13 protein-coding genes are annotated in these 20055 nt (G+C 56.2%); 5 read left to right on the top strand and 8 right to left on the bottom strand.

Features of this window, described 5'->3' with window-relative positions; all coding sequences use genetic code 11:
• Positions 1-66: 66 nt before the first annotated feature.
• Together M5R41_12905 and M5R41_12900 are read right to left on the bottom strand one after the other, a co-directional pair.
• Positions 67-609 carry a T9SS type A sorting domain-containing protein gene (locus tag M5R41_12905; GenBank protein ID MCZ7557292.1) on the bottom strand — a complete coding sequence of 181 codons (543 nt, stop codon included), beginning with the start codon at positions 607-609 and terminating at the stop codon, positions 67-69.
• On the bottom strand, positions 606-2423 hold the full coding sequence (locus M5R41_12900; protein ID MCZ7557291.1) for a hypothetical protein: 1818 nt from the start codon (positions 2421-2423) through the stop codon (positions 606-608). The genes M5R41_12905 and M5R41_12900 overlap by 4 nt, the downstream gene beginning before the upstream one ends.
• Before the next feature lie 601 nt (positions 2424-3024).
• Between M5R41_12900 and M5R41_12895 the strand changes: the two genes are divergently transcribed.
• Together M5R41_12895 and hflX are read left to right on the top strand one after the other, a co-directional pair.
• Positions 3025-5187 carry a BatA domain-containing protein gene (locus M5R41_12895; GenBank protein ID MCZ7557290.1) on the top strand — a complete coding sequence of 721 codons (2163 nt, stop codon included), beginning with the start codon at positions 3025-3027 and terminating at the stop codon, positions 5185-5187.
• A gap of 35 nt (positions 5188-5222) precedes the next feature.
• Positions 5223-6677: a GTPase HflX gene (gene hflX / locus M5R41_12890; GenBank protein MCZ7557289.1), complete on the top strand. Its 1455-nt coding sequence runs from the start codon at positions 5223-5225 to the stop codon at positions 6675-6677.
• A 34-nt stretch (positions 6678-6711) separates the two neighbouring features.
• Here hflX and corA read toward each other — a convergent pair whose 3' ends face one another.
• Positions 6712-7767 carry a magnesium/cobalt transporter CorA gene (gene corA, locus M5R41_12885; protein MCZ7557288.1) on the bottom strand — a complete coding sequence of 352 codons (1056 nt, stop codon included), beginning with the start codon at positions 7765-7767 and terminating at the stop codon, positions 6712-6714.
• 120 nt (positions 7768-7887) lie between these two features.
• Between corA and M5R41_12880 the strand changes: the two genes are divergently transcribed.
• The 3 genes from M5R41_12880 (at position 7888) to M5R41_12870 (ending at position 10628) form a co-directional block, all read left to right on the top strand.
• The gene (locus tag M5R41_12880) at positions 7888-8691 is read left to right on the top strand and encodes a 3'-5' exonuclease (GenBank protein ID MCZ7557287.1); all 804 of its coding nucleotides are present in this window, start codon (positions 7888-7890) and stop codon (positions 8689-8691) included.
• A gap of 48 nt (positions 8692-8739) precedes the next feature.
• On the top strand, positions 8740-9102 hold the full coding sequence (locus tag M5R41_12875) for a Spx/MgsR family RNA polymerase-binding regulatory protein (protein ID MCZ7557286.1): 363 nt from the start codon (positions 8740-8742) through the stop codon (positions 9100-9102).
• A 173-nt stretch (positions 9103-9275) separates the two neighbouring features.
• Positions 9276-10628: a cobalamin-dependent protein gene (locus M5R41_12870; GenBank protein ID MCZ7557285.1), complete on the top strand. Its 1353-nt coding sequence runs from the start codon at positions 9276-9278 to the stop codon at positions 10626-10628.
• 12 nt (positions 10629-10640) lie between these two features.
• Here the strand turns inward: M5R41_12870 and M5R41_12865 are convergent, their stop codons facing one another.
• From M5R41_12865 to M5R41_12845, 5 genes are all read right to left on the bottom strand, one after another.
• Positions 10641-11657, bottom strand: a complete 1017-nt coding sequence (locus M5R41_12865) for an OmpA family protein (protein ID MCZ7557284.1) — start codon at positions 11655-11657, stop codon at positions 10641-10643.
• Positions 11658-11673: 16 nt separating this feature from the next.
• Positions 11674-12597 carry a hypothetical protein gene (locus M5R41_12860; protein MCZ7557283.1) on the bottom strand — a complete coding sequence of 308 codons (924 nt, stop codon included), beginning with the start codon at positions 12595-12597 and terminating at the stop codon, positions 11674-11676.
• A gap of 155 nt (positions 12598-12752) precedes the next feature.
• Positions 12753-16832: a choice-of-anchor D domain-containing protein gene (locus M5R41_12855; protein MCZ7557282.1), complete on the bottom strand. Its 4080-nt coding sequence runs from the start codon at positions 16830-16832 to the stop codon at positions 12753-12755.
• A 134-nt stretch (positions 16833-16966) separates the two neighbouring features.
• Positions 16967-18511 (bottom strand): DUF1501 domain-containing protein, encoded by a 1545-nt coding sequence (locus M5R41_12850; GenBank protein ID MCZ7557281.1) that lies wholly within the window; start codon positions 18509-18511, stop codon positions 16967-16969.
• 14 nt (positions 18512-18525) lie between these two features.
• On the bottom strand, positions 18526-20001 hold the full coding sequence (locus M5R41_12845) for a DUF1800 domain-containing protein (GenBank protein MCZ7557280.1): 1476 nt from the start codon (positions 19999-20001) through the stop codon (positions 18526-18528).
• Positions 20002-20055 lie beyond the last annotated feature (54 nt).

Raw genomic sequence — 20055 nt, 5'->3', positions numbered from 1 at the left:
GACTGCCTGCATGACATTGATGCGATTCTCCATTCTATTCCATGTGGAAATGGGATCTGTCGCGTATCAGCGCAGCACCACCATTCTTCGGGAGAGTGCGCCGAACGGGGTACGCAAGCGATACACGTACACGCCGCTGCCGAATTCCGCCGCATCCACATCTATGCTGTGCATGCCCGTATCGCGGAATCCGCTGTCGAGAATCTTCAGTTTGCGTCCAAGCAACGTGTACACGGCGACCTCGATCACCGACGGGCGTTCCAGTTCATACCGTATCGTGCTGGTCGGATTGAAGGGATTCGGGTAATTCTGATGTAGCCGCGACACACCCGGAATGACCGATGGCGCGATACCGGTGGAGATGAGCAACTCGCAGAACACACACGCAGCACCGGAAGAAGCGATGTGGGAAACGGCCGTGGACGTATGCTGCTGCGCTGCCTGGCCCACGATGGAGAGTGCCCTGAAGGACGTGGATGAAGAGGTTGCGGGTCCGCTGCCACCGCTGTCGAATACGTCGAAGAGCAGAATGTAAGATTGGCTGCTCTGAGCATGGCCGGCGACGGAGAGGCATACACAGAAGATCGAGAGAAGATACAGCTGTTTCATCGCCCCGTCTCCTGCCGTGCGGGTCCCGTGTACAGTTCCATGCGTACATTCTGGTGATCGCGTCGCTTGACAGACACCTCCCAGTCGAAGCTGGCATTCGAGCAGCCTTTCATTAATTCCTTGACGATAAAGGAATCACCGCGCTTCTCGGCGACGAAGAGGCCGTTGCAGTCGGCAGTGGGTGTAAGTTTTACGATCATCGGATGCTCATCGTTTATGCAAGCGGTTTCCAGAAAGACCGGATCGAGAGCGATACGGATTTCGCCGTTGACCAGCTTCCCCTGCCCCCGGTCGCGGAACCAGACCTCGGTCGCTTCTTCCGCGTACATACGCCGCACTCCATGGTGTTGCGTATGCACGATGGCGTTTTTCTGACCCGCGAAGAGACTATTACCCACTGGATCGATATGGGCTCTCCAGGGATTGGACGGCGTTCGCGGATCGGTGATGGTAATGCCCTCTTCGGGACTGATGCGAAGGATGTTGCCGTTCGCGAGCGGGATGATAATGCCGCCGAGGTAGGTTTCTTCACCGATGTGCATTGATGTGCCGTCGCTGTTGAACGAGGTCATTATCATGCCATGTTCATCCACCGTATGCAGACTGCGGAAATACCCTTCTCCGTCGGCATCAATCCTGGCCATCACCGTACCGGTGGCCGGATCACGGATTTCGAATCGCGGCGTTCGTAGCATGTCGCCGCGGACCACCGACGTATCCCTCTTTGTGGGATCGTCCGGGTCAATACGGATAAATAGCTCCGGAAGAAAATGTTTCGATCCGCTGCTGTCGTATATCGCTACGGGTTGACCCGTCCGGGGATGGCGCACGACCAGCTCGGGTGTCCTGACACCGTTGCCGGTGATCACGGTGGTGTCCGAGGCGGAGGGATTGAGTGTATCGATGCTGATGTAGCGTTCCGGTTTACGGTGGACGGAGCCCGAGCTGTCGAACTCGACGATACGGTTTCTGTCGTGATCGGCGGGGAGCCGCGGATCGAGGATATGGAGACTGCGGGCGTAGATCTCTCCTGTCGAGTCGATCTGCAGGAGGGATCCCGTGCTATCCGCCCCTCCGACGGTGATTCCCCGGCGAAAATGTTCGTTCCCCTCATGCTGTGAACCCTCCAGTACGATCAGGCGCTTCACGGTAACAGTGTCCCCGCCGCCGCCCGGCGGGCCTGGATCGCCCTTTGGACCCTTGCAATCATTCGCGTCCCAAACACCATCGCCGTTGCTGTCTTCTCCCGGATCATTCACACCATCGCCATTCGTATCCCAGCAGTTGATGCCGTTTTTCCCATCCTTGCCGTTCAATCCGGCGGGACCCATCGGTCCGGCGGGTCCGGGCGGTCCTGCGGGACCCTGAGGCCCCGGAGGAAGTGGTTGTTTGAGCGAGTCGGCATAGAGCGCAACCATGGCCACGGGTACGGGATGAATCGGGATAGCAGGAGCGAGGGTTTCGCCGTTGACCGTGAGTACAAGCGCGACGCGTTTCTGAAAGATGAGCGGTGGAAGAGGATTGCCGCTGGTATCCACACTTCCGATGACATGTTCGAAGATTCCGTTCTCGATAGTGAGACTTTGTACCGTCTCGGAGAACAATACGTCAAGCGGATTTGAATCGAGATCCACGATATCGAAGCGCACCTGGCGGGATCCCGTGATCTTCACACCCGCAGCATCCGTCAGGCATCCCTGATAATGAAACTGGCGGCGCACGGGGGGCGACGGTGTTTGCGCAAGTGCGTTATCATGCAGTAACAGCACGAATACACCGACGCAGGCGAACAACAGGCGAAGCGAGGTATTCATTCGTCCTCCAATGAACTGTGTTGAAAGGAATATGTCGCGTCCCAACGAGCAAACTGCTGTTGGAGCCGCGTCGTATGAGAGACGAGTCCACGAACGCGCTTGCACATTGCGCAGGATCGGCAGCGTGCAGACGATGGGGTAGGTGCGTCTCGCTTGCGAGGTGGTATATCAGGTGTGTAGAATAAAGGTATGCAAGGAGAGCGGATATGTCAAGTCGCCCCCGGGCTCAAAGCGGGGTTCAGAGCATGCCGGACGCAGCGTGCAGGAATGGAGGAGTTGGGGTGAAGCACGGAGCTTGCACCGGGAGTGACGCAGTCTCTCTCTCCCCTGTTCACCGTTCCCATGTGACAAACCATCCGCGGCAGAAGGTCGCAGTGTTTGGAGACAGAGTTGCTCGGGCGCAACGCTGCGGACATCGCGCGGTTTCGTGTATCGCCGATGAAATGGCAGTGAAAACGCGTCGCCGAGTACGGCGCTGAGTACTGTCCGTGTTTTGGTGTTGATTTTGAGGCCCCGTGCCTCTATGTTTCATAGTTACGCACCGTTTGTGCAGCGCGTCGGACACGATGTTTCACCATGAGGACAAGGCGGAAAGCGGCCTATGACCTTTCTCAATCCCCTGTACCTGATCGCCTTGGCAGCCGCTGCCATTCCCATCATTTTGCATTTGCTGAATCTGCGCAAGTCGCGGATCATTGAATTCAGCACGCTCACGTTTTTAAAAGAGTTGCAGCGTAGTCAGATACGCAAACTCAAGATCAAACAATGGCTGCTGCTCGCTCTGCGTACGCTGATTATCGTGTTTATCGTTCTGGCGTTCACACGTCCTGCGTTGCGGAGCGGTTTTGGCTTCCTTCCGGGGACCGCTGCGAAGAGTTCCGTGATCATTATTTTGGACAATTCGTTCAGTATGATGATGACGGACCGTCAGGGACCTCTGCTGACGCAGGCAAAGCGCAAAGCGAATGAATTGATTGATCTTCTCGACACAGGCGACGAGGCCGTGGTGCTGCTGACCACCGATTTTCGCAGCGGAGCAAAGGAATTTACCGCAGCGCACAGCGCATTACGCCGTGAGGTCGAGGATACGGAGACAAGCTTCATACACGGGGATTACGAGCGGGCGCTGACGGAAGCAGGGGCTCTGATGGAGCGAAGCAGCAACTTCAACAAAGAAGTGTACATCATTACCGACAGGCAGCGCTCGCAGTACGCGTACGACGCGGCTGCGCAGGTCGCCTCTGTGCTTGATAAAGCTGTGCGGGTGTTTGTGCTCCCTTTGGGCGCCGAAGACGGCAACAACGCCGCGGTGGCAAATGTGGAATTGCGCAGTTCGCTGTTCGAGGCAGGGAAGCCGGTGGACCTGCGGGCCACCATATCGAATACATCCGAGGGAGCGTTGACCGATGCGGTCGTATCGGTGTTTCTCAACGGAGAACGGGTAACACAGAACAGCGTGAGCGTTGACGCGGGGGGGAGGCGTGATGTGGACTTCACCATCACCCCGCGCGAGGCGGGCTGGGTGCAGGGGTTTGTCGAACTCGAGGACGATGCTCTGCCTGAAGACAACCGACGGTATTTCGCCTTCAGTATTCCGGAGCAGATTCGTGTGCTCATTGGGCCATCGGGCGGCCGCGATACGCGGCTCGTCTCGCTTGCGCTCAATCCCTTCGTCGGCGAAAGTGAAGCTCCGCAGGTGTTGAATATACAGAGCGTTGATCGCGGTCGCTTGCCTGCGGAAAACCTTGAGCGTTACGATGTGCTGGTTCTCACCGGTGCGGAGGGATTACCGCAGCCGTTTTTACAGAGAGTCGCATCATGGGTGGAGCAGGGTGGAAGTGCCTTGCTTTTTCCCGATGCCGATGCGTCGCTTGGAGCTTTTTCTTCAACGCTCCTTCCCTTGTTCGGTATTCCGCGTCCGATGGGATTAAACGGATCGTTGGAGGATCGCGGCAGTTTCACCACACTGGGCAGCATTGACTTCGATCATCCGCTTTTTCGCGGATTGTTCGAACAGCGGGCGGATGGCCGGAATCCGGAAGTTGACTCACCGGAACTGGGTGCTGTCGTTCGTTTGCGCGCCGGCGAGAGGGCGCGTCAGGTAATCGGGACGCGCGGAGGGGACGCCTTTCTGCTCGACGCGGAACACGGCAAAGGACGCGTGCTGGTATTTGGTGCGTCGCCTGATCCACGCTGGTCCGATTTCGCGTTCAAAGGTTTGTTCCTGCCTTTGCTGACGCGGTCCATGTATTATCTCGCTTCGCGCGACGACAACACGGTCTCACTCATGGCCGGTGAAAGCTCCGAGATAAGCTTCTCATCTCTTCCGGGCGGTGATGATCTGTTCGAATTGCGATCACCCGAGGGTGGAGTGCAGCGTATCGTCCCGAAAGCCCTGCCCTCTGGTCTGGTGTTTTCCATCGAAGCGCCTGACGCACCGGGTGTATATGTTCTTGCCTCGGGGAACACCGTGTTGCGCAATATCGTCGTCAATGTCGATGCCCGAGAATCCAATCTTGTCAGGGCATCCACGGAGGAAGAACGCGCATTTTTTTCCCGTCTCGGGATAGAAAACGCCAGGACGCTTGATCAATCACAGAGCGTACAGCAAGCCGTGACGGAAGTCCGTTTCGGTGTGGAGCTGTGGAAATACATGATCGCGCTCGCATTACTTTGTGCGCTGGCTGAAATGCTGGTAGCCCGCGACCGCAAGCGTTCGCTGCCCGAAGCACACACGCACGCCGAGCATCTGGAGCGGAGCTGACGGCGCGATTCCACCATTCAAGGAAAATGACACAAATGTCAGATACAGAGTACGATAAAGGCGGCTACAAGGACGACCACCCTGAAACGGCGCATCCGGACCAGGATGACACGGGTTCTGTGGACGAAGGAGGACTCCCTTTCTCTGAGGAGATCTTTGAGTACTATGAGGAGGAAGAGGAAGAGCAAGCCACGGAGCGAGCCCCGCGACTGCACGACACGGCGCCTGTGCAAGAGCGTGTTATTCTCGTCGGCGTTTCACGTCCGCCGTCTTTGTTGCGCTTCGAGACAGACGAGCATCTGGAGGAGCTTGAGTTGCTCACGGAGACCGCCGGCGCCGAGGTGGTGGAAAAGGTCTTTCAGAATCGGCAGGCGATTCATGCCCGTACCTTCATCGGGAAGGGGAAGGCGGAATTCATTGCCGAGCGATGCGAGGATCTCGGAGTGCATACGGTGATTTTCGACGATGATCTGTCACCCGTGCAGCAGCGCAATCTTGAGCGTATGCTCAATCGCAAAGTGATTGATCGTACGACGCTCATACTCGACATCTTCGCCATGCACGCACGCAGCAACACGGCAAAGACACAAGTGGAACTTGCGCAGCTCGAGTACACGCTGCCACGACTCACGCGGATGTGGACGCACTTTTCCAAACAGTTCGGCGGCATTGGAACCAAGGGTCCCGGTGAAACACAAATCGAAACCGATCGCCGCATGTTGCGCGACCGCATCGCGCATCTCAAGGAGAAACTACGCCGCATCGACCGGCAGCGTGCGACACAGCGGAAGTCGCGAAGCGATGCCCATCGCATTTCCCTTGTCGGTTACACCAACGTCGGTAAATCCACGCTGCTCAATACACTCACCGGTGCCGATGTTCTGGTCGAAGACAAACTCTTCGCCACGCTCGACTCCACCGTGCGCGGGATCGATCTGGAGGGTCGGACGGTTTTGATTTCGGACACGGTGGGATTTATCCGAAAACTTCCGACGCGTCTTGTCGCATCGTTCAAGAGCACACTGGACGAGGTCGTTGAAGCGGATATCATTCTCCATGTTGTGGACGTGTCGCATCCGCATTTTCGCGAACAGATCGAGGTTGTGCGCGACACCCTGCGCGAACTCGGGGCGGCGGACAAACCCACCATAATGGTTTTCAACAAGATTGACCGTCTCGACAATCCTGGCTCGATGGTGGGTCTCAAAGGCGAGTACTCGTACAGCGTGTTCATTTCCGCGGCGCGCGGAATCAATCTCGGAGAATTGAACACAGCAATACTGCTCATGATCGAGGAGCAGCATCGCGAAAAAACCTTCGAGATACGACCACCGGATTACAAAATCAGTGCCGAGTTTCATCGCGTGGCGCGCATCGTGGAGGAGCGTTATGAGGAGGACCGCATTCTGATACGCTGCGTTCTCACGAGCGACGTGGAGCAGCGCATGTTGCACGTGCATGAAGGCAAGGTGCGGGAAACGGCGGAATGAGTGGTTTCCGCGTTCGAACGACGCAGAGCGAACATCAGAGCCAGCGCTTTTTCCTGAAATAGAGGATCAGAACCGCGGCTATAGCTGCCATCAGCAGCAGAGTTACGGGGTAACCCCAGGGATAGTTCAGTTCCGGCATTGTGCGAAAGTTCATTCCATAGATACCGGAGATAAAGGTGAGGGGAATGAATATCGTCGCGATCATCGTCAGGACCTTCATCACCTCGTTCATCCTGTTGCTTTCCATCGACATCGAAAGATCGATGAGCGCACCGAGCACATCGCGGTCATATTCCAGCGTATCGAGCAGATGCACGATGTGGTCGGATACATCGCGAAGGAACACGCGCGTTTCAGCCGTCAGGAGTCCGGACTCGCTACGATGCAGTTCGAGCATCATATCCCTCAAAGGCAGCAACGCCTTTCGCAGAGTCAGGGTATCCCTGCGCAGCTGGTGAATCCGTCGTAGCACCTGCTGCCCGGGTTCCTCCAGAAGCGTTTCTTCCAATGTGATGATCTCATCATCCAGATCCTCGATCAGCTCCACATGATAATCGACAATGCAATCGAGCAGCGCATAGAAAAGATAGTCCGTACCGCGGCTGTGCATGCGCGATGGCGGAGCCAGCATGCGTTTCCGTACGGGTTCGAAAATATCGGCGTTGTGCTCTGTAAAACTGACAACAGTATCCTCAGTAAGAACGACGACGACATGTTCCATACGCAGTCCTTCCGCTGTACGGCTACCATGCTTGAGGATGGTGAACAGCAGCGTATCGGACAACTCGACCTTGGTGCGATGCCCTGTGTTGACAATGTCTTCCATCTGCAGCGGATGCAGACCGAGGCAGTCTCCGATGGTCTTGACAGCCTGGACATCGTTCAGGCCGGTCATCTGATACCATGAATGCGTTTCGCTGTCACGCAGTTTGCTACAGTCTATCTGATCAGGCGCGGAAGTGTGTGCCCCATCGGCTGAGTAACGGATGCGCATGAGGGCGGAAGCGTGATCCGCATGGTTCCCTATGTAGATAAGGGTTCCTGGCGAGAGACCGGCGGGTTTTCTGGATTGCTTTCCTCTTTTCGCCATGGCGCGCTCCATTTCATTGATGAAAGGTACATTATTACATAATTTACACCACAATGAAAACACGCCGCCGTCACGAGCGTTTTTCATCGTCCTTCCATGTCACAGATACATCAGGCGCACATGAATGCATCCATTCCGCAGTTGCCTTTTCCGCTCGAGCGCCCGCTCGCGTTTTTCGATCTTGAGACCACAGGTGTATCCATACAGACGGACCGTATTGTGGAGATAGCGGTGGTCAAGCTGCTTCCCAAAGGCGGGATGAAAGAACTGACGTACCGCGTCAATCCGGAGATGCCCATTCCGAAGGAGGCCACAGCGGTGCACGGAATTTCTGATGCGGATGTAGCGTTGGAGCCGACATTTGCCCAACTGGCGACGCGTCTGCAGGATTTTCTGCGCGACTGTGATCTGAGCGGTTTCAATGTACGGCGCTTCGATTTACCGATGCTGCAGGAGGAATTCAAGCGCTGCGGAATGGAATGGGACATGGACGGACGGCACGTGGTGGACTCGCTGACGATATTTCATCTCAAGGAGCCGCGCGACCTCACCGCGGCGTATCGTTTTTACTGTGCGAAGGAGCACACGGGAGCGCATGGAGCTCTGGCGGATGTGCTTGCTACCGCCGAGGTGTTTGCCGCGCAGCTCCTGCGATACGAGGATCTCCCGCGCAACATCGCTGAACTCGAGACCGTAATACATCCCCGAGATCCGAGCTGGATAGACGATGAGGGAAAATTCATCTGGCAGAACGGAGCCTCGGTTATCAGTTTCGGCAAGCACAAAGGTAAAACATTGCAGCAGCTCGTCAGCGCACATCGTGATTACCTCGAGTGGATTATCAGTGGTAATTTTCCGGAAACAGCGAAGAAAGTGATTCGCGAAGCCCTCTCCGGCCGCTATCCTACTGCGCCGGCGGGGTAACAACGACATTCTCATAGTATTCATGTATAACAGATTCGGAGCATGTGCATGGCCCTAAAAGCTGCGATTGAAGTATGGGGGATACCCAGCTGCGGTACGACACGCAAAGCGGTGAAATTTCTGGAAGGCGAGGGCCTCACATTCGATTATCGGAATGTGCGGGAGACCGTCGTCCCGAAAGCGCTCATTCGGGAAATGCTCAAGGTTGTGGATAACCCACGCAAGGTATTCAATACCTCCGGCGGCTCATACAAGGATGGCGGGTGGAAGGATAAGGTGGCCGGAATGAGCAATGAAGAAATCGTAAGCGCGCTGGTCGCCGATCCGATGCTCATAAAGCGGCCTGTTGTCCGCACCCCGAAGGGTATGGTGGTGGGTTTCGATGAGGACTCGATGCGCCGCATACTCTAGAAAAACCCTACTGGCGGCGCACGGACGGAACTTGCGAAGACGCGAGGTCCTGTCCCGCGTCGCCGATGTTTCCGTATTGTGAACACGCAGGTGTCGACATCCATCCCCTTGCGGACAACGATCACACCCGCTGCGTTATTACACACGTATTTCAGAGCGGCGAGGCAGCTCGCATGAACATTCTCTTTGTCCAGACAAACAGCAACCGCATGCTTGTCCCACTGCCGATCGGTGCGGCGATGGTAGCCCGGACGCTGCAGACCGATGGTCATCGCGTCCGCTTCCTCGATCTGATGGGCGAGAAAAACCCCGCTTCCATTGCCGGAGAGGTGAGCGCGGAATTGCAGCCTGACCTCGTCTGTTATTCTGTGCGTAATCGGGATAATCAATCGATGCTCGATTATCACGATCCCCTTCCCGAAATACAGAAGATTTGCGAAGCGGTGCGCGCCGTATGCCGCGCTCCGGCACTCCTCGGAGGGACGGCCTTCACGACCTTCCCTGAACGGATGCTCGAATACCTTGGGGCTGAATACGGGATAGCGGGGGACGCGATGGATCCAGTATCGCGTTTTGTTGCCTCACTCGAAGCGGGGTCGGCGGATATGAGCACGCCGGGTCTTGTATTTCGGGGTGATGATGGTGCAGTGATCACGAATCCATTCCACCTGGAGGGCTATGCATCAGTACACTGCGACTATCATACGCTTATCGACCGGCGCCGTTATCGACGGTGCTACTGGGACGCAGCGATTATTACGCGTTCGGGCTGTCCGGAGAAGTGCGCATACTGCGATACATTTACCACGTTCGGGCGAAGTTTCATCCTGCGCGAACCGTCCGATATTGCCGCGGAAATGCTGAAGCTCAAACGTTTCGGAGAAGCGCGCTCGGTCTGGATGGTTGATGCCGGATTCAATCGTCCGCTGGATCACGCGAAAGAGGTGTTACGCGAGATTATCCGTACAGGAGCTCAACTCCGATTGTATGCGGTATTCGATCCGGGAGAGGCAGATCGGGAATTTTTTCGGCTTTACCGAAAGGCCGGGGGTGTCGGCTTCACGTTATTTGCCGAGAGTCTTTCCGATCCGGTGCTCGAAGCTCTCGGGAAGTCCTTCGGCACTGCGGAGATTTTTCGGGACACGACGATGATGCGCGAGGAAGGCCTCTTTTTTATGGCGATGCCCACGTTCGGCAGTCCCGGTGAGACGCGAGCGACGGTCGAGGAGACGCTGCGACTTGCGCCATCACTGAAAGCGGTCTTCACGGAATTCGGCATTGGCTGGCGTATCCAGCCAGGCACGCCTTTGCAACAGCGGGCGATCGATGAGGGGATCATCTCCGTGGAGGATGATTTGTGGGAGGCGAAGTTTTACGTCTCACCACAGACGCCGATCGATTGGCTTAAAAGACGCATCAATCGCTTCCGTCTGCGGCATGTCGGGATGTATGCCAGAGCGCTGCCGGCGTTGCTGAGCATGCGGATGTTCACACCCTGGAAGTGGGAGGCGCAAGAGGTGAATTGAGTCGAGACCCGATTATTCGATAGGCGTCTTAACTTCAACCGCCACTGTGCGACAGTAAAAACGTCCCTCGGGCAGATCATTGTCGTAGAGCTCCGGTGCTTCACCGATGCCGCGGGCTTCGAGCTTCTCATATCTCGGATTTTGGGAGAGAAGAATGCTGCGCACATTTTCGGCACGGGCGGCAGACAAGGTCAGATTGTGTGGCGCTTCACCTAGACGATCCGTGGATCCGGTGATTATGACCGAAGATGTCGGTTTGATTGCCTCGGCGACGAAACGGCGGATCATGCGCTGATTGTGCGGGAGAATGTCCGAGCGATCGAAATCGAATACAATCAGACTGAGGCGGCCAACCTCGAAAGAATTCTGCTGCTTGCGCACGGGGATGGCAATACTGGTTTCGCCCGTCAGTCCCTGCTGGTCGGTAATTTCGAGGGTGGCGCTGACTGAGTCCTCCGCCGACACACGTGCGGCGAGTTCATCGTCCAATCGCCATTGCAGTGAAGGCGGCGGTGCACCGGCGCTACTGAACTCCGCGATAATCCCGCCGTTGTGACGTATTCGCATTGACCAGTGCGACAGGGAGGATGAGGTCTGAGCTCCGAGGGTAAGCTCCATGACGGGCGGAGTGATGTCGAACTCACTCAGGCGCTCATGTACGATGGGTCGGAAGAGAGCATCTGAATCGGAGGAGATCTCAACGCGACGGTTTTCCGCATCACCTTCCGCGAACAGCGGTGTGGAAGGGATTGATGGTAACGATCTCGTCGCCAGTGTAATACGATTGCTGTCAATTTTCCAGACATCGGTCAGGTAGTGCCTGACAGAAGCCGCACGGCGGAGCGCAAGAGAAACATTCCCTCTCTCGCTGTCCTTGTCATCCGTCGATCCTGTCAACGTGATGCGGATGCTTTCATCGCCTTTCAGGCGGCTTCCCATAATGTCGAGGAGGTGATAATAGATGTCGAGTGTTTTACGGGGAACATCGCGTTCAGAGAAGGTTGTGACGTCTGAGGAAGTGCTTCGCATGTATTTGTCGGAGAGCTTATCGGAATCTTTTTCGAAAAAGAGATACGGCAACAGGGGAAAGGTTTCCGTCACAAAGGTTTCGGTGATGTTGACTGCGGCGTCGGTGCTGCTGCCGATACTTGCGACGGGTGGGCGGGGCTGCGGAGGCGGAGGTGGGGGGAAGCGGCTCTGTCGGCTGCGGCAGCTCTTGCTCCGGCATTATGTCAATGCGCCAGGAGATTTGCATGCTGGCTGCGACTGTGGCGATTTTCCACTCGTATCCTGTCGTGGCATCGCTCAGCGGATAGCTGACGAGGATCTCCGGAGCTACTTCTACATTGCCGTTGTAATTCAGGATATACCCGATCCCACCTGTGACAGCGCTGCGGAGCTGCGTGTCGGTAAAATCCCCACCGCCATTGCTGCGACGGGCGACAAAGCCCGGAAACAGCGCGCCTTCGGGTGAGACAATGCGCTCGTCCTGTTCCCACTTGGCAGCGAACATGGGAGTGCCGACGCTGAATCCCGCGGAGAAAAATATGGGCACATCCAGCGGCAGGAGGCGCAGCCCCAACTCAAGCAGACCATAATCGAGTGTAGTGATTTTTGTGTATTCCCTTACCAGCAAGGCAAATTCGTTGTCATTGCCGGTCGGGACTATGATGCCGTTGTCGCATACTGTTGACAGAGTGGCACCGAGACGTGCGTAGGTCAAACGTCCGCCACCCCGCAGCCAGGGTGTCAGCTCTACTTCGCCGTTAAGACCGAACGCAGGTCCGTTTCCCGTGCCATAGGTAAACGCTCCGCAGCCGTCCTCACCGATCCGCGCACTCTGTTTTGTATCGTGAAATGAATGCAGGTAGCCGCCGTGTGCTCCAAGACGCAGCACGGTTTGTGCCTGAAGGATAGGGGACGTTAAAACGAGAGCGAGAAGAATTGAAACAAGGAGAAACAGGTTCATGATTCGATCATTTGAAGGTTCATTGCGACTTCGGGGTAACGCTCGACGCTGTGCTGTTGCAGGAACGCTGGGAAATCGGCTTTCAAGTGCACGTCTTTTGATTCGTGCTGGAGGAAACATGTTCGCGCGATATGCACGCGCATCGCGACGCGACCCTAGCGAATGATTATCAGTGTACGTGCGGCATAGAAATTTGCTGTGCTCATGATGTAGCTGTACACTCCGGCTGAGAGCGCCGAGGTGTCGACATTCAAGACGTAACGCCCGTGCTGGTAGAATCCGTCCGTGAGCACGGCAACGTTGCGTCCCGTAGCGTCACGAAGCACGATGCGTACATGAGTATCCTCGAGGGTCTCGAACTCAATGCTGGTTTGAGCGACCGCGGGATTGGGATAACAGGCACTGAGCGAATACCGGTTTGCGCTGAACGCCAGTCTGCTGATGCCGCAATGCGGGTTGATGGTGACAGAATTGAAACAGCCATCTCCGAACAGTGCAATGAACAGCACAGAATCCGATGCGAAAGAAATGCTGTCCGTGCGGAGCAGAAATTGCATGGAGTCCGAAGCGGCCACACGGAAGCTGATGTAGCCGATCGGCCCGGCCTTGACATGCTGATTCGCGGGAATCGAAATCTTCACGCCGTCGGGACGCAGTGTATCGCGTGCGGACGCAGTTGTGAATACGGGTTCGAACCCGAGGTACTGGAGAGCGCGCCTGTGATAGCTCACGAACAGGTCAATATCCAGAGGATTTTGAGGGATATCGCGATTCAACATGACCGGCAAACGCAGCACGTCACCGATATCTGCCACGATGGTGCTGTCAATACACAGCGTCACCAGCCATGGTGGTGTGTACCCACTGCCTGAAATGCTCAGCGTGGTATCCACCTCAACGCAACCGACCCGCGTCACCAATCGGACGCGTGCGTTGTAGTCCACCGCCGCTCTTGGTCTGAATCCGAAACTCAAGTTGCGGGACTGGCGGGGAGCGATGGCCAGAGGCAGAGCGCCGGTAAAGCTGAACACCCCCTGATCCGGGATAAAAGAAACAGAGTCGATGTACAGGGTTTCCAGATAACTCGGGTTCTGGAAACTTACGTTCACCGGTGTAGCGACATTCAGTACCGGCGTGGACGGGAAGAGCACACCAAGCAGACTCGGTATGAACTGCTCGATGCGTCCGCCCACCAGATTGATGATGAACAATTGCTGGCCCAGGCGTGTCGTGGCCATAATATGCAATTGTGCTTGCGTCTGCACCGAAGGCGAGCGTCGGGGATGGAAATACACGTCGATGCTATCGGCGCTATGAGGAGGGGTGTCCCGCGGTGGAAGACCGGCGAATGTGCGCCCCCGCCAGGTAAACGCCAGTGAATCCGGACCCGCTATCCAGATGGAATCGATGCGTATCGGCACACTGCCGTCGTTGACCAGGCCGATAATGCGAAGCACACTGTCGCAGCGTGTGGCTTCGCTGAAGACGATGGTGGACCAGGGCACGAACAACGGAACGATGATACCGCGCCCCCGCAGCGCTCCGCTCACAGTGACTGAGCATGGGTTCGTGGAGGTTGCCGTTATCGGTCCGCTATAAGTGATGTTGTTTGTGGGTGCGAACTGCACGGTAACGAGCATGGTATCGCGATACTGCAGAACGGAACCAAGTGGCGGCACGGCGGAGACAACGGAAAAGCCCGTCGGCAAGGGTGGTATGTTGTCAACGGTCACCGGGGTCGGGCTCGGATTGGTGAGGCGCAATACCATTGTGAGGGTGCTGCCAACCTCCACGTCACCGAAATCCGTGCTTGGGTCAATGGTGAGTTTTGGTTCGATGTTGGTCCCCGTGAGCAGCATGCGCAACTCCCCGTCGGGTCCATCCGTGTCGAATACGAGATCCGCTCGTTCCGTCACGAAATCAGGCGCACCGGCAGGGCAGTATTGAATCACGAAGCGACGTTGCTGCAGCGGTTGCAGAATCTCGTTAACCGAAGGAAGCGGAGGCAGGAAGGTAAATTTTATTGATCCTGCAATACTCACGTTGCGCAATGTCAGCGGTGCGGCTGTGTTGTTCGTGACCGTCACCGTATCCTGTCTGCATCGGCAATTGATCACATTGCCCGCCTGTAGATAACCGGGCGAAAAAGTCAAGGATCCGTCAACACCGTTGCCTTGAACAAGCACACGTGTGATGACCTGGCAGCCGACATCCTGAAAGTTCAGCGTGTCGCGAAAGAATGCAACGTTCAGGGGACGGAAAGTCACATTTACCGTTGACGAAGAAGCGGCGTTGAGTGTGAAACGGTTGCCGCCGGCGAAAGAAAACGCGCGTCCTGAGCTGAGGTACATGAAAATATCCCGCGCGTCGTTTCCATTATTGTCAAGCGTTACGGGAAGCGTTTGCGTGCGTCCCACAACCACATTGCCGAAATCCACAAGTGTGTCGCGGGCCGCAAGACGCAACGCGACGATGCGTCCGCGCACCGGGATCGTACGATACACAATACAACCACGGAAAAGTATTCTGATGCGTGCAGTGTCCACGTACACACCTTCGACCGATGAGCGGAAGCGGATGTACATGCGGTACGCCGTATTCGGTCTCGCGGTGAATGGCATCGTCGTGGGAGAACTGAATTCCGGTGTAGAGAACTCTATCGCCTCCACGGTGAAGTTCTCGCCGCTCATATTGCGGAGAAAAAACTCCTCTGCCAAATTCAGCGAACGTCTGCACGGCAGACCGGGTTGGTCGAAGTCTATGGATGCAATAGTTGTCCGCGCGATCTGCACACTGCGGCCAGACAGCGGGATCAATCCACTGCCGGGGCAGGGATCCGTAGTGACAATACGCAGCGTGTCGAAATAGGAGCCCGTGTCAGCCGGCGAAAAGCGCAACAACACGTCGCGACAATCTCCGGGTTGCAGCGTCAGGGGCAGAGACCATCCTGACGGCAGTGCACTGAAAGCGGGGGAAGTAAGCCCGAGAGCGTTGACGGTGAGTGGTGCCCCGCTGTTGTTGCACAGCCGAACGGTGGTATCGGACGTGCGCTTGTCAATGCATCCAAACAATGTATCGAAGATCACCCTGCCCGGAGCCGCGCCCAGTTCCGTGTTGCGGGTAATGCTGATCGGGATGACGGTGACGGGATTGCAGGAATTCAACGGACGGACAGTCAGGTTTGCGCTGATGACTCCGGTGATGCGGATGTTGGTCTGCAATTGAACGAGCACAGGTTGGTTCTGTTGGAGCGTCAGGGTATTCGTTGCCAGTACGAAGGATGAGGCATCCCTTCCCGTCAACGACAAGGACACCTGCTGTGCGCAGGCGGAGGTGTCCGTCAGGGTTACCGTGAGGGTGGTGTCGGAAATGCAACCGAGGGGAAAGGAGAAGGACTGAGGCGTGACAAACACCGACTGAGGAACGACGCGTGTAGCCGGGACAAAACGAAGCGCACCGCGTCTGTTGCCTCTCCCGTTGAAACGCGAGGCATCGCAGAGTATATCACCACCGATCTCATTGCAACGGAAATACAGGATGAGGCCTGGCTCATTTCCTGTAAGGGATGACGAACGGCCACAACGAAGCTCGGCTTCGGACAGTACTCTGTCCCATATACGGATTTCGTCGAGCTGCCCCGTCAGAGGCTTTGTGCGCGTCGGATCGTTCGTCATGCCGTTGAAACTGCCGAGCTGTAAATAGCTGACCGTGCTTTGCAACGAGGCGATGGGGTAGTCGGCATTTCGACCTGATGCTGACAGGCGTCCGTCAATGTAAAGAAGAGCTTCCTGCGTGGCCCCGTCCCACATCACCGCGATGTGCAGCCATGAATCGTATGTCATTGGCGCCTTGATCACGGTGTTGTCGAAACGGCCGAAACTCGTGACGCCGTTGCTCAACTCGAAAGTCAGTGAGTCCGTTTCATCGATGTAGAGTAACCACTTATCGTCTCTGTCGGTGCGTGGACCCCACACGCCGCCAATGAACTGCTGCACTCCGTTTTGCCGGGAGACGTTGGCCCAGAGTGTTACCGACAGCGCGTTCGATACGTCAATTCTGCCCAGAGCGGGTGAATTGAATACGTCTACATAATCGAAATCCCCGCCGGGAAAGAGCAGTGCGTTGCCAGTACACGAGCGATCCGTATCGCAGGTGGATTGGCCCCATACCGGCGCGGCGTGCAGTGCCAGCGCGAGGCAAACGATGGTGATGCGCGGGAAGACAGATGCAATCATACGACAACAGGTGGTAGTGGATCGTTGCAGGGCCGGGCCGATGCATGTGCCGAAAAGCTCGAATCAGCTTGGGGCAAGTAAAGGTGTACAGATGGCACTGTTCCTTGTGTAGTGCCATCGGAAAAGTATCCCGTTCATCGCGTCACATGCATTCGTCGCGTCACACGCTGTCCGTCCACACGCAGCTGGTAGAAATACGTACCGGCGGGAAGATCGCGTGCCGTGAAGGAAGCGGTGTGTCGGCCGGCCGGAAGTACTCCGGACGCCAAAGCTGCGAGCTGACGCCCCTGCGCATCGAAAAGAACGAGATCGATCGCTGATGCTTTTTGTATTGAGAACGGAATGGTGGTTTCAGTGGCGGCCGCGACAGGATTAGGATAATTCTGACCGAGTTCGAACTCGCTGATCACACCTGGTTGCGTGGCGGGTGTGCTTGTGCGGATCAGGGGAAGAGGCGTGAAGCGTCCGCCAAGTAGCTGTGTCACATCGTCTTTCGGGACGCCAAGCCAGTTTTCCAGAAGCTCGGAATACAGCTGGCGGAACTCGAATGTGTAGAGAAGGTCGCCTCCCGCTTCCGTTCGATCGAAATCGGGATCGGCACCGAGCACGCCGCTGTTGACAGGATCTCCGAAAACGAACTGAACCGACGCCGCACCGTGATCGGTACCCAGACTGCCGTTTTCGCGGTTCCTGCGACCGAATTCCGACATGGTGAGGCCCACCACATTTTTCGACAGACCCTGATTCTGCAGATCTGTGGTAAACTGTGTAATCGCATCGGAGAGTGTCCGTAGCAGATTCGCGTGAGCGTTTGCCTGATTCGCATGTGTATCAAAGCCGCCGAGATACACCATGTATACCTTCGACTTGAGCCCGCCGGAAATCAGCCTGGCTACGAGGCGCAATTGTTGCGATAGCCCCGCATTCGCATATGTGCCGATGTTCCTTCCGGCGTTGAAGGCATCATTTATCCGGAGTGAATAGACATCACTCTGTTCTTTGATTGCGCGTACGAACAGGTACTCATCTCCATAGGGGGTACCGCCTTGCACAACCTCATCCAGTTGATTCCTCCCGAGGCGGAAAAAGGTATCCGGGTCGGCGAGGGTGATACCCATATTTCCTTTCGCGCTTTGTAGCATGAGCGATAGAGTGCCACCGATCTGCACGGCGAAAGGATCCGGCGGGAGGTTCAGCGGAAAGCTGGGATTCGCGTATTCGAGCCAACGACCGAGCCAACCGGTTTCCCGCACTTCATTTGCTCCCGAGGCGGTAAGCCAGATGTTCTCGGAGCGAAAATGCGATCGGTTGGCGTTTTCGTATCCCACGCCCTGCACGGCAACAAGCTTTCCGGACTGAAACAGGTCGCTCATGCCCGTCATCTGCGGGTGAAAACCCATGGTAGGATTCGGAATCTTCAACACCTGCGCGGGAGGGATGGCAAGCGTGGGTCTGCTGGAGTAGTAACGCTGATCCGTGTACGGTATAAAGGAATTCAGACCGTCATTACCGCCGAAAAGCTGCACTACAACTAAAACGTTGTCGTTCTCCGCCAAGGCGCCCGAGGACATGGAGCGATGCGTTCCGGCATGTACCGGTATACCTCCGTACACCAGGGGGACAGATGCCACACCGAGGGAAGCGTACAGGGAGCGTTCGATAAAGTCACGACGATTCATGTTGCCCCCTGCGTTTAGTGTAACTGAAAATCAGGAGCCGAAACGATACGCTGCAGTGTGCCGCGCAGATTGGTATCGGCATTGGGTGCGTCAATGTTCCACTCATACACCGGCGCCCCGCCGAGCATTGTCTGCAGATACGAGCTGCGGCGCGTATCCGAAACTGCGACCGGCAAAAGCAAGGTCAGAATCTGGTCAATCAGTTTTTCCGCATTGTTGTATTCATCGAATTTCTTTCCCCATGATACAACGTTCATAGGTGTTTGCGATGCCCCCCCCGGAGCTTGTCCCGTGATGAAGCGTTCGGCGAAGGACTTTCGATAGGGATACGTCGTTGTGCCCACCCATGTACGATATCCCTCCCAGCCGGCAACGTTCGGCGGGTCGAGCAGATTCTGTTCAAGAGTCTTCATATCGGCGGACAGACGCGACCCGCCCGGATCTGCGTCGAGCTGCCGGGCGAGCCCCACTTGCAGCACAGCGGGACTTTTTATCATCGCTCCCACGTTCACGACATCAAAAAAGTGGGAGCTTTTAAGTAATGCGGCAATGACCGGCTTGATTTCGTAATTGCTCTCGCGAAAAATCTGTGCGAGACCATCAACAATCTCACCATCCACTGCCGCAGGGTTGTTGTACACAAAAGCGAGATACAACTTACGGCAAATGAATTTCGCCACGGCGGGGTCCTCGAAGATGATATCCACAACCTCATCTCCCTCGAAGCGTCCATCGAGAGAGGATTTGCCGAGAATGGTTCGTCCCATGAACGTCTTGTTTCCGGCGTCGTGATACAACGGGCTGAATGATGCATCGAAGGATACGAATTCATCGAGGCGCCAACCGGTAAGACAGCGCGCGGCCTCCCGAATATCCTCTTCGGTGTATTTTCCCTCGCCCATGGTGTACAGTTCCATGAGTTCACGCGCATAATTTTCGTTGGGATTGGATCCGATGTTGATTTCGCCGTCGAGATAGCGAAGCATGGCGGGATCATGGTTTACCGCTTTCATCAGATCGCGGAAATTGCCAAGGGCATAAGAGCGGAACAGGGCATTTTGCTGATACATGAACTGTGGTACCAGCACAATTCCACCCTCGCTGGTGATGTGACCATGCCAGAACAACGTCAAGACCTCACGGATATTCATGCCAGAGGACGTCATCAGTCCAGCCCACCATGCTCGCAAGGCGTTCATATTCGAGCTGTTTTGAGCGCGATAGGCGTTGTCCTCATCAACTGTTGTCGGCTTGGCCGCGATTTCCGACACCCAAGCACCCGGGGGTGACGGCTCCGGGAGAACGTCCAGCAACAGGTCCACGACATCGCCGGGAGACATCCCCGCTGCGGCGGTTATCTCATCCCACGTCGGGAGAGGTGCGGCGCGTCGTAGTAGGTGTGAGGCACGCAACGCATTCCAGGGTTGAGACGGTGAAGGAACGTAGGGATCCAAACCACTGCGGGTACGGCGTTGAACGCCATACAGCATCGGTGGTAGTTTTTGTCGCGAAGGAACTCCGGGCTTCATGACACACCAGGCAAT

The sequence above is a fragment of the Bacteroidia bacterium genome (assembly GCA_027493955.1).
Lineage (GTDB): Bacteria > Bacteroidota > Ignavibacteria > SZUA-365 > SZUA-365 > JAOSJT01.
Note: the sequence above shows the minus strand (reverse complement) of the source record. Positions and strands in the feature narration are given on the sequence as shown.

What these genes read in the sequence shown, in the direction of transcription:
- M5R41_12860 (MCZ7557283.1), bottom strand. Translation starts at nt 12,597, where the DNA reads ATGAACCTGTTTCTCCTTGTTTCAATTCTTCTCGCTCTCGTTTTAACG.
- M5R41_12845 (MCZ7557280.1), bottom strand. Translation starts at nt 20,001, where the DNA reads ATGCTGTATGGCGTTCAACGCCGTACCCGCAGTGGTTTGGATCCCTAC.
- M5R41_12875 (MCZ7557286.1), top strand. Translation starts at nt 8,740, where the DNA reads ATGGCCCTAAAAGCTGCGATTGAAGTATGGGGGATACCCAGCTGCGGT.
- M5R41_12855 (MCZ7557282.1), bottom strand. Translation starts at nt 16,832, where the DNA reads ATGATTGCATCTGTCTTCCCGCGCATCACCATCGTTTGCCTCGCGCTG.
- M5R41_12850 (MCZ7557281.1), bottom strand. Translation starts at nt 18,511, where the DNA reads ATGAATCGTCGTGACTTTATCGAACGCTCCCTGTACGCTTCCCTCGGT.
- corA (MCZ7557288.1), bottom strand. Translation starts at nt 7,767, where the DNA reads ATGGCGAAAAGAGGAAAGCAATCCAGAAAACCCGCCGGTCTCTCGCCA.
- M5R41_12895 (MCZ7557290.1), top strand. Translation starts at nt 3,025, where the DNA reads ATGACCTTTCTCAATCCCCTGTACCTGATCGCCTTGGCAGCCGCTGCC.
- M5R41_12870 (MCZ7557285.1), top strand. Translation starts at nt 9,276, where the DNA reads ATGAACATTCTCTTTGTCCAGACAAACAGCAACCGCATGCTTGTCCCA.
- M5R41_12905 (MCZ7557292.1), bottom strand. Translation starts at nt 609, where the DNA reads ATGAAACAGCTGTATCTTCTCTCGATCTTCTGTGTATGCCTCTCCGTC.
- M5R41_12880 (MCZ7557287.1), top strand. Translation starts at nt 7,888, where the DNA reads ATGAATGCATCCATTCCGCAGTTGCCTTTTCCGCTCGAGCGCCCGCTC.
- hflX (MCZ7557289.1), top strand. Translation starts at nt 5,223, where the DNA reads ATGTCAGATACAGAGTACGATAAAGGCGGCTACAAGGACGACCACCCT.
- M5R41_12865 (MCZ7557284.1), bottom strand. Translation starts at nt 11,657, where the DNA reads ATGCGAAGCACTTCCTCAGACGTCACAACCTTCTCTGAACGCGATGTT.
- M5R41_12900 (MCZ7557291.1), bottom strand. Translation starts at nt 2,423, where the DNA reads ATGAATACCTCGCTTCGCCTGTTGTTCGCCTGCGTCGGTGTATTCGTG.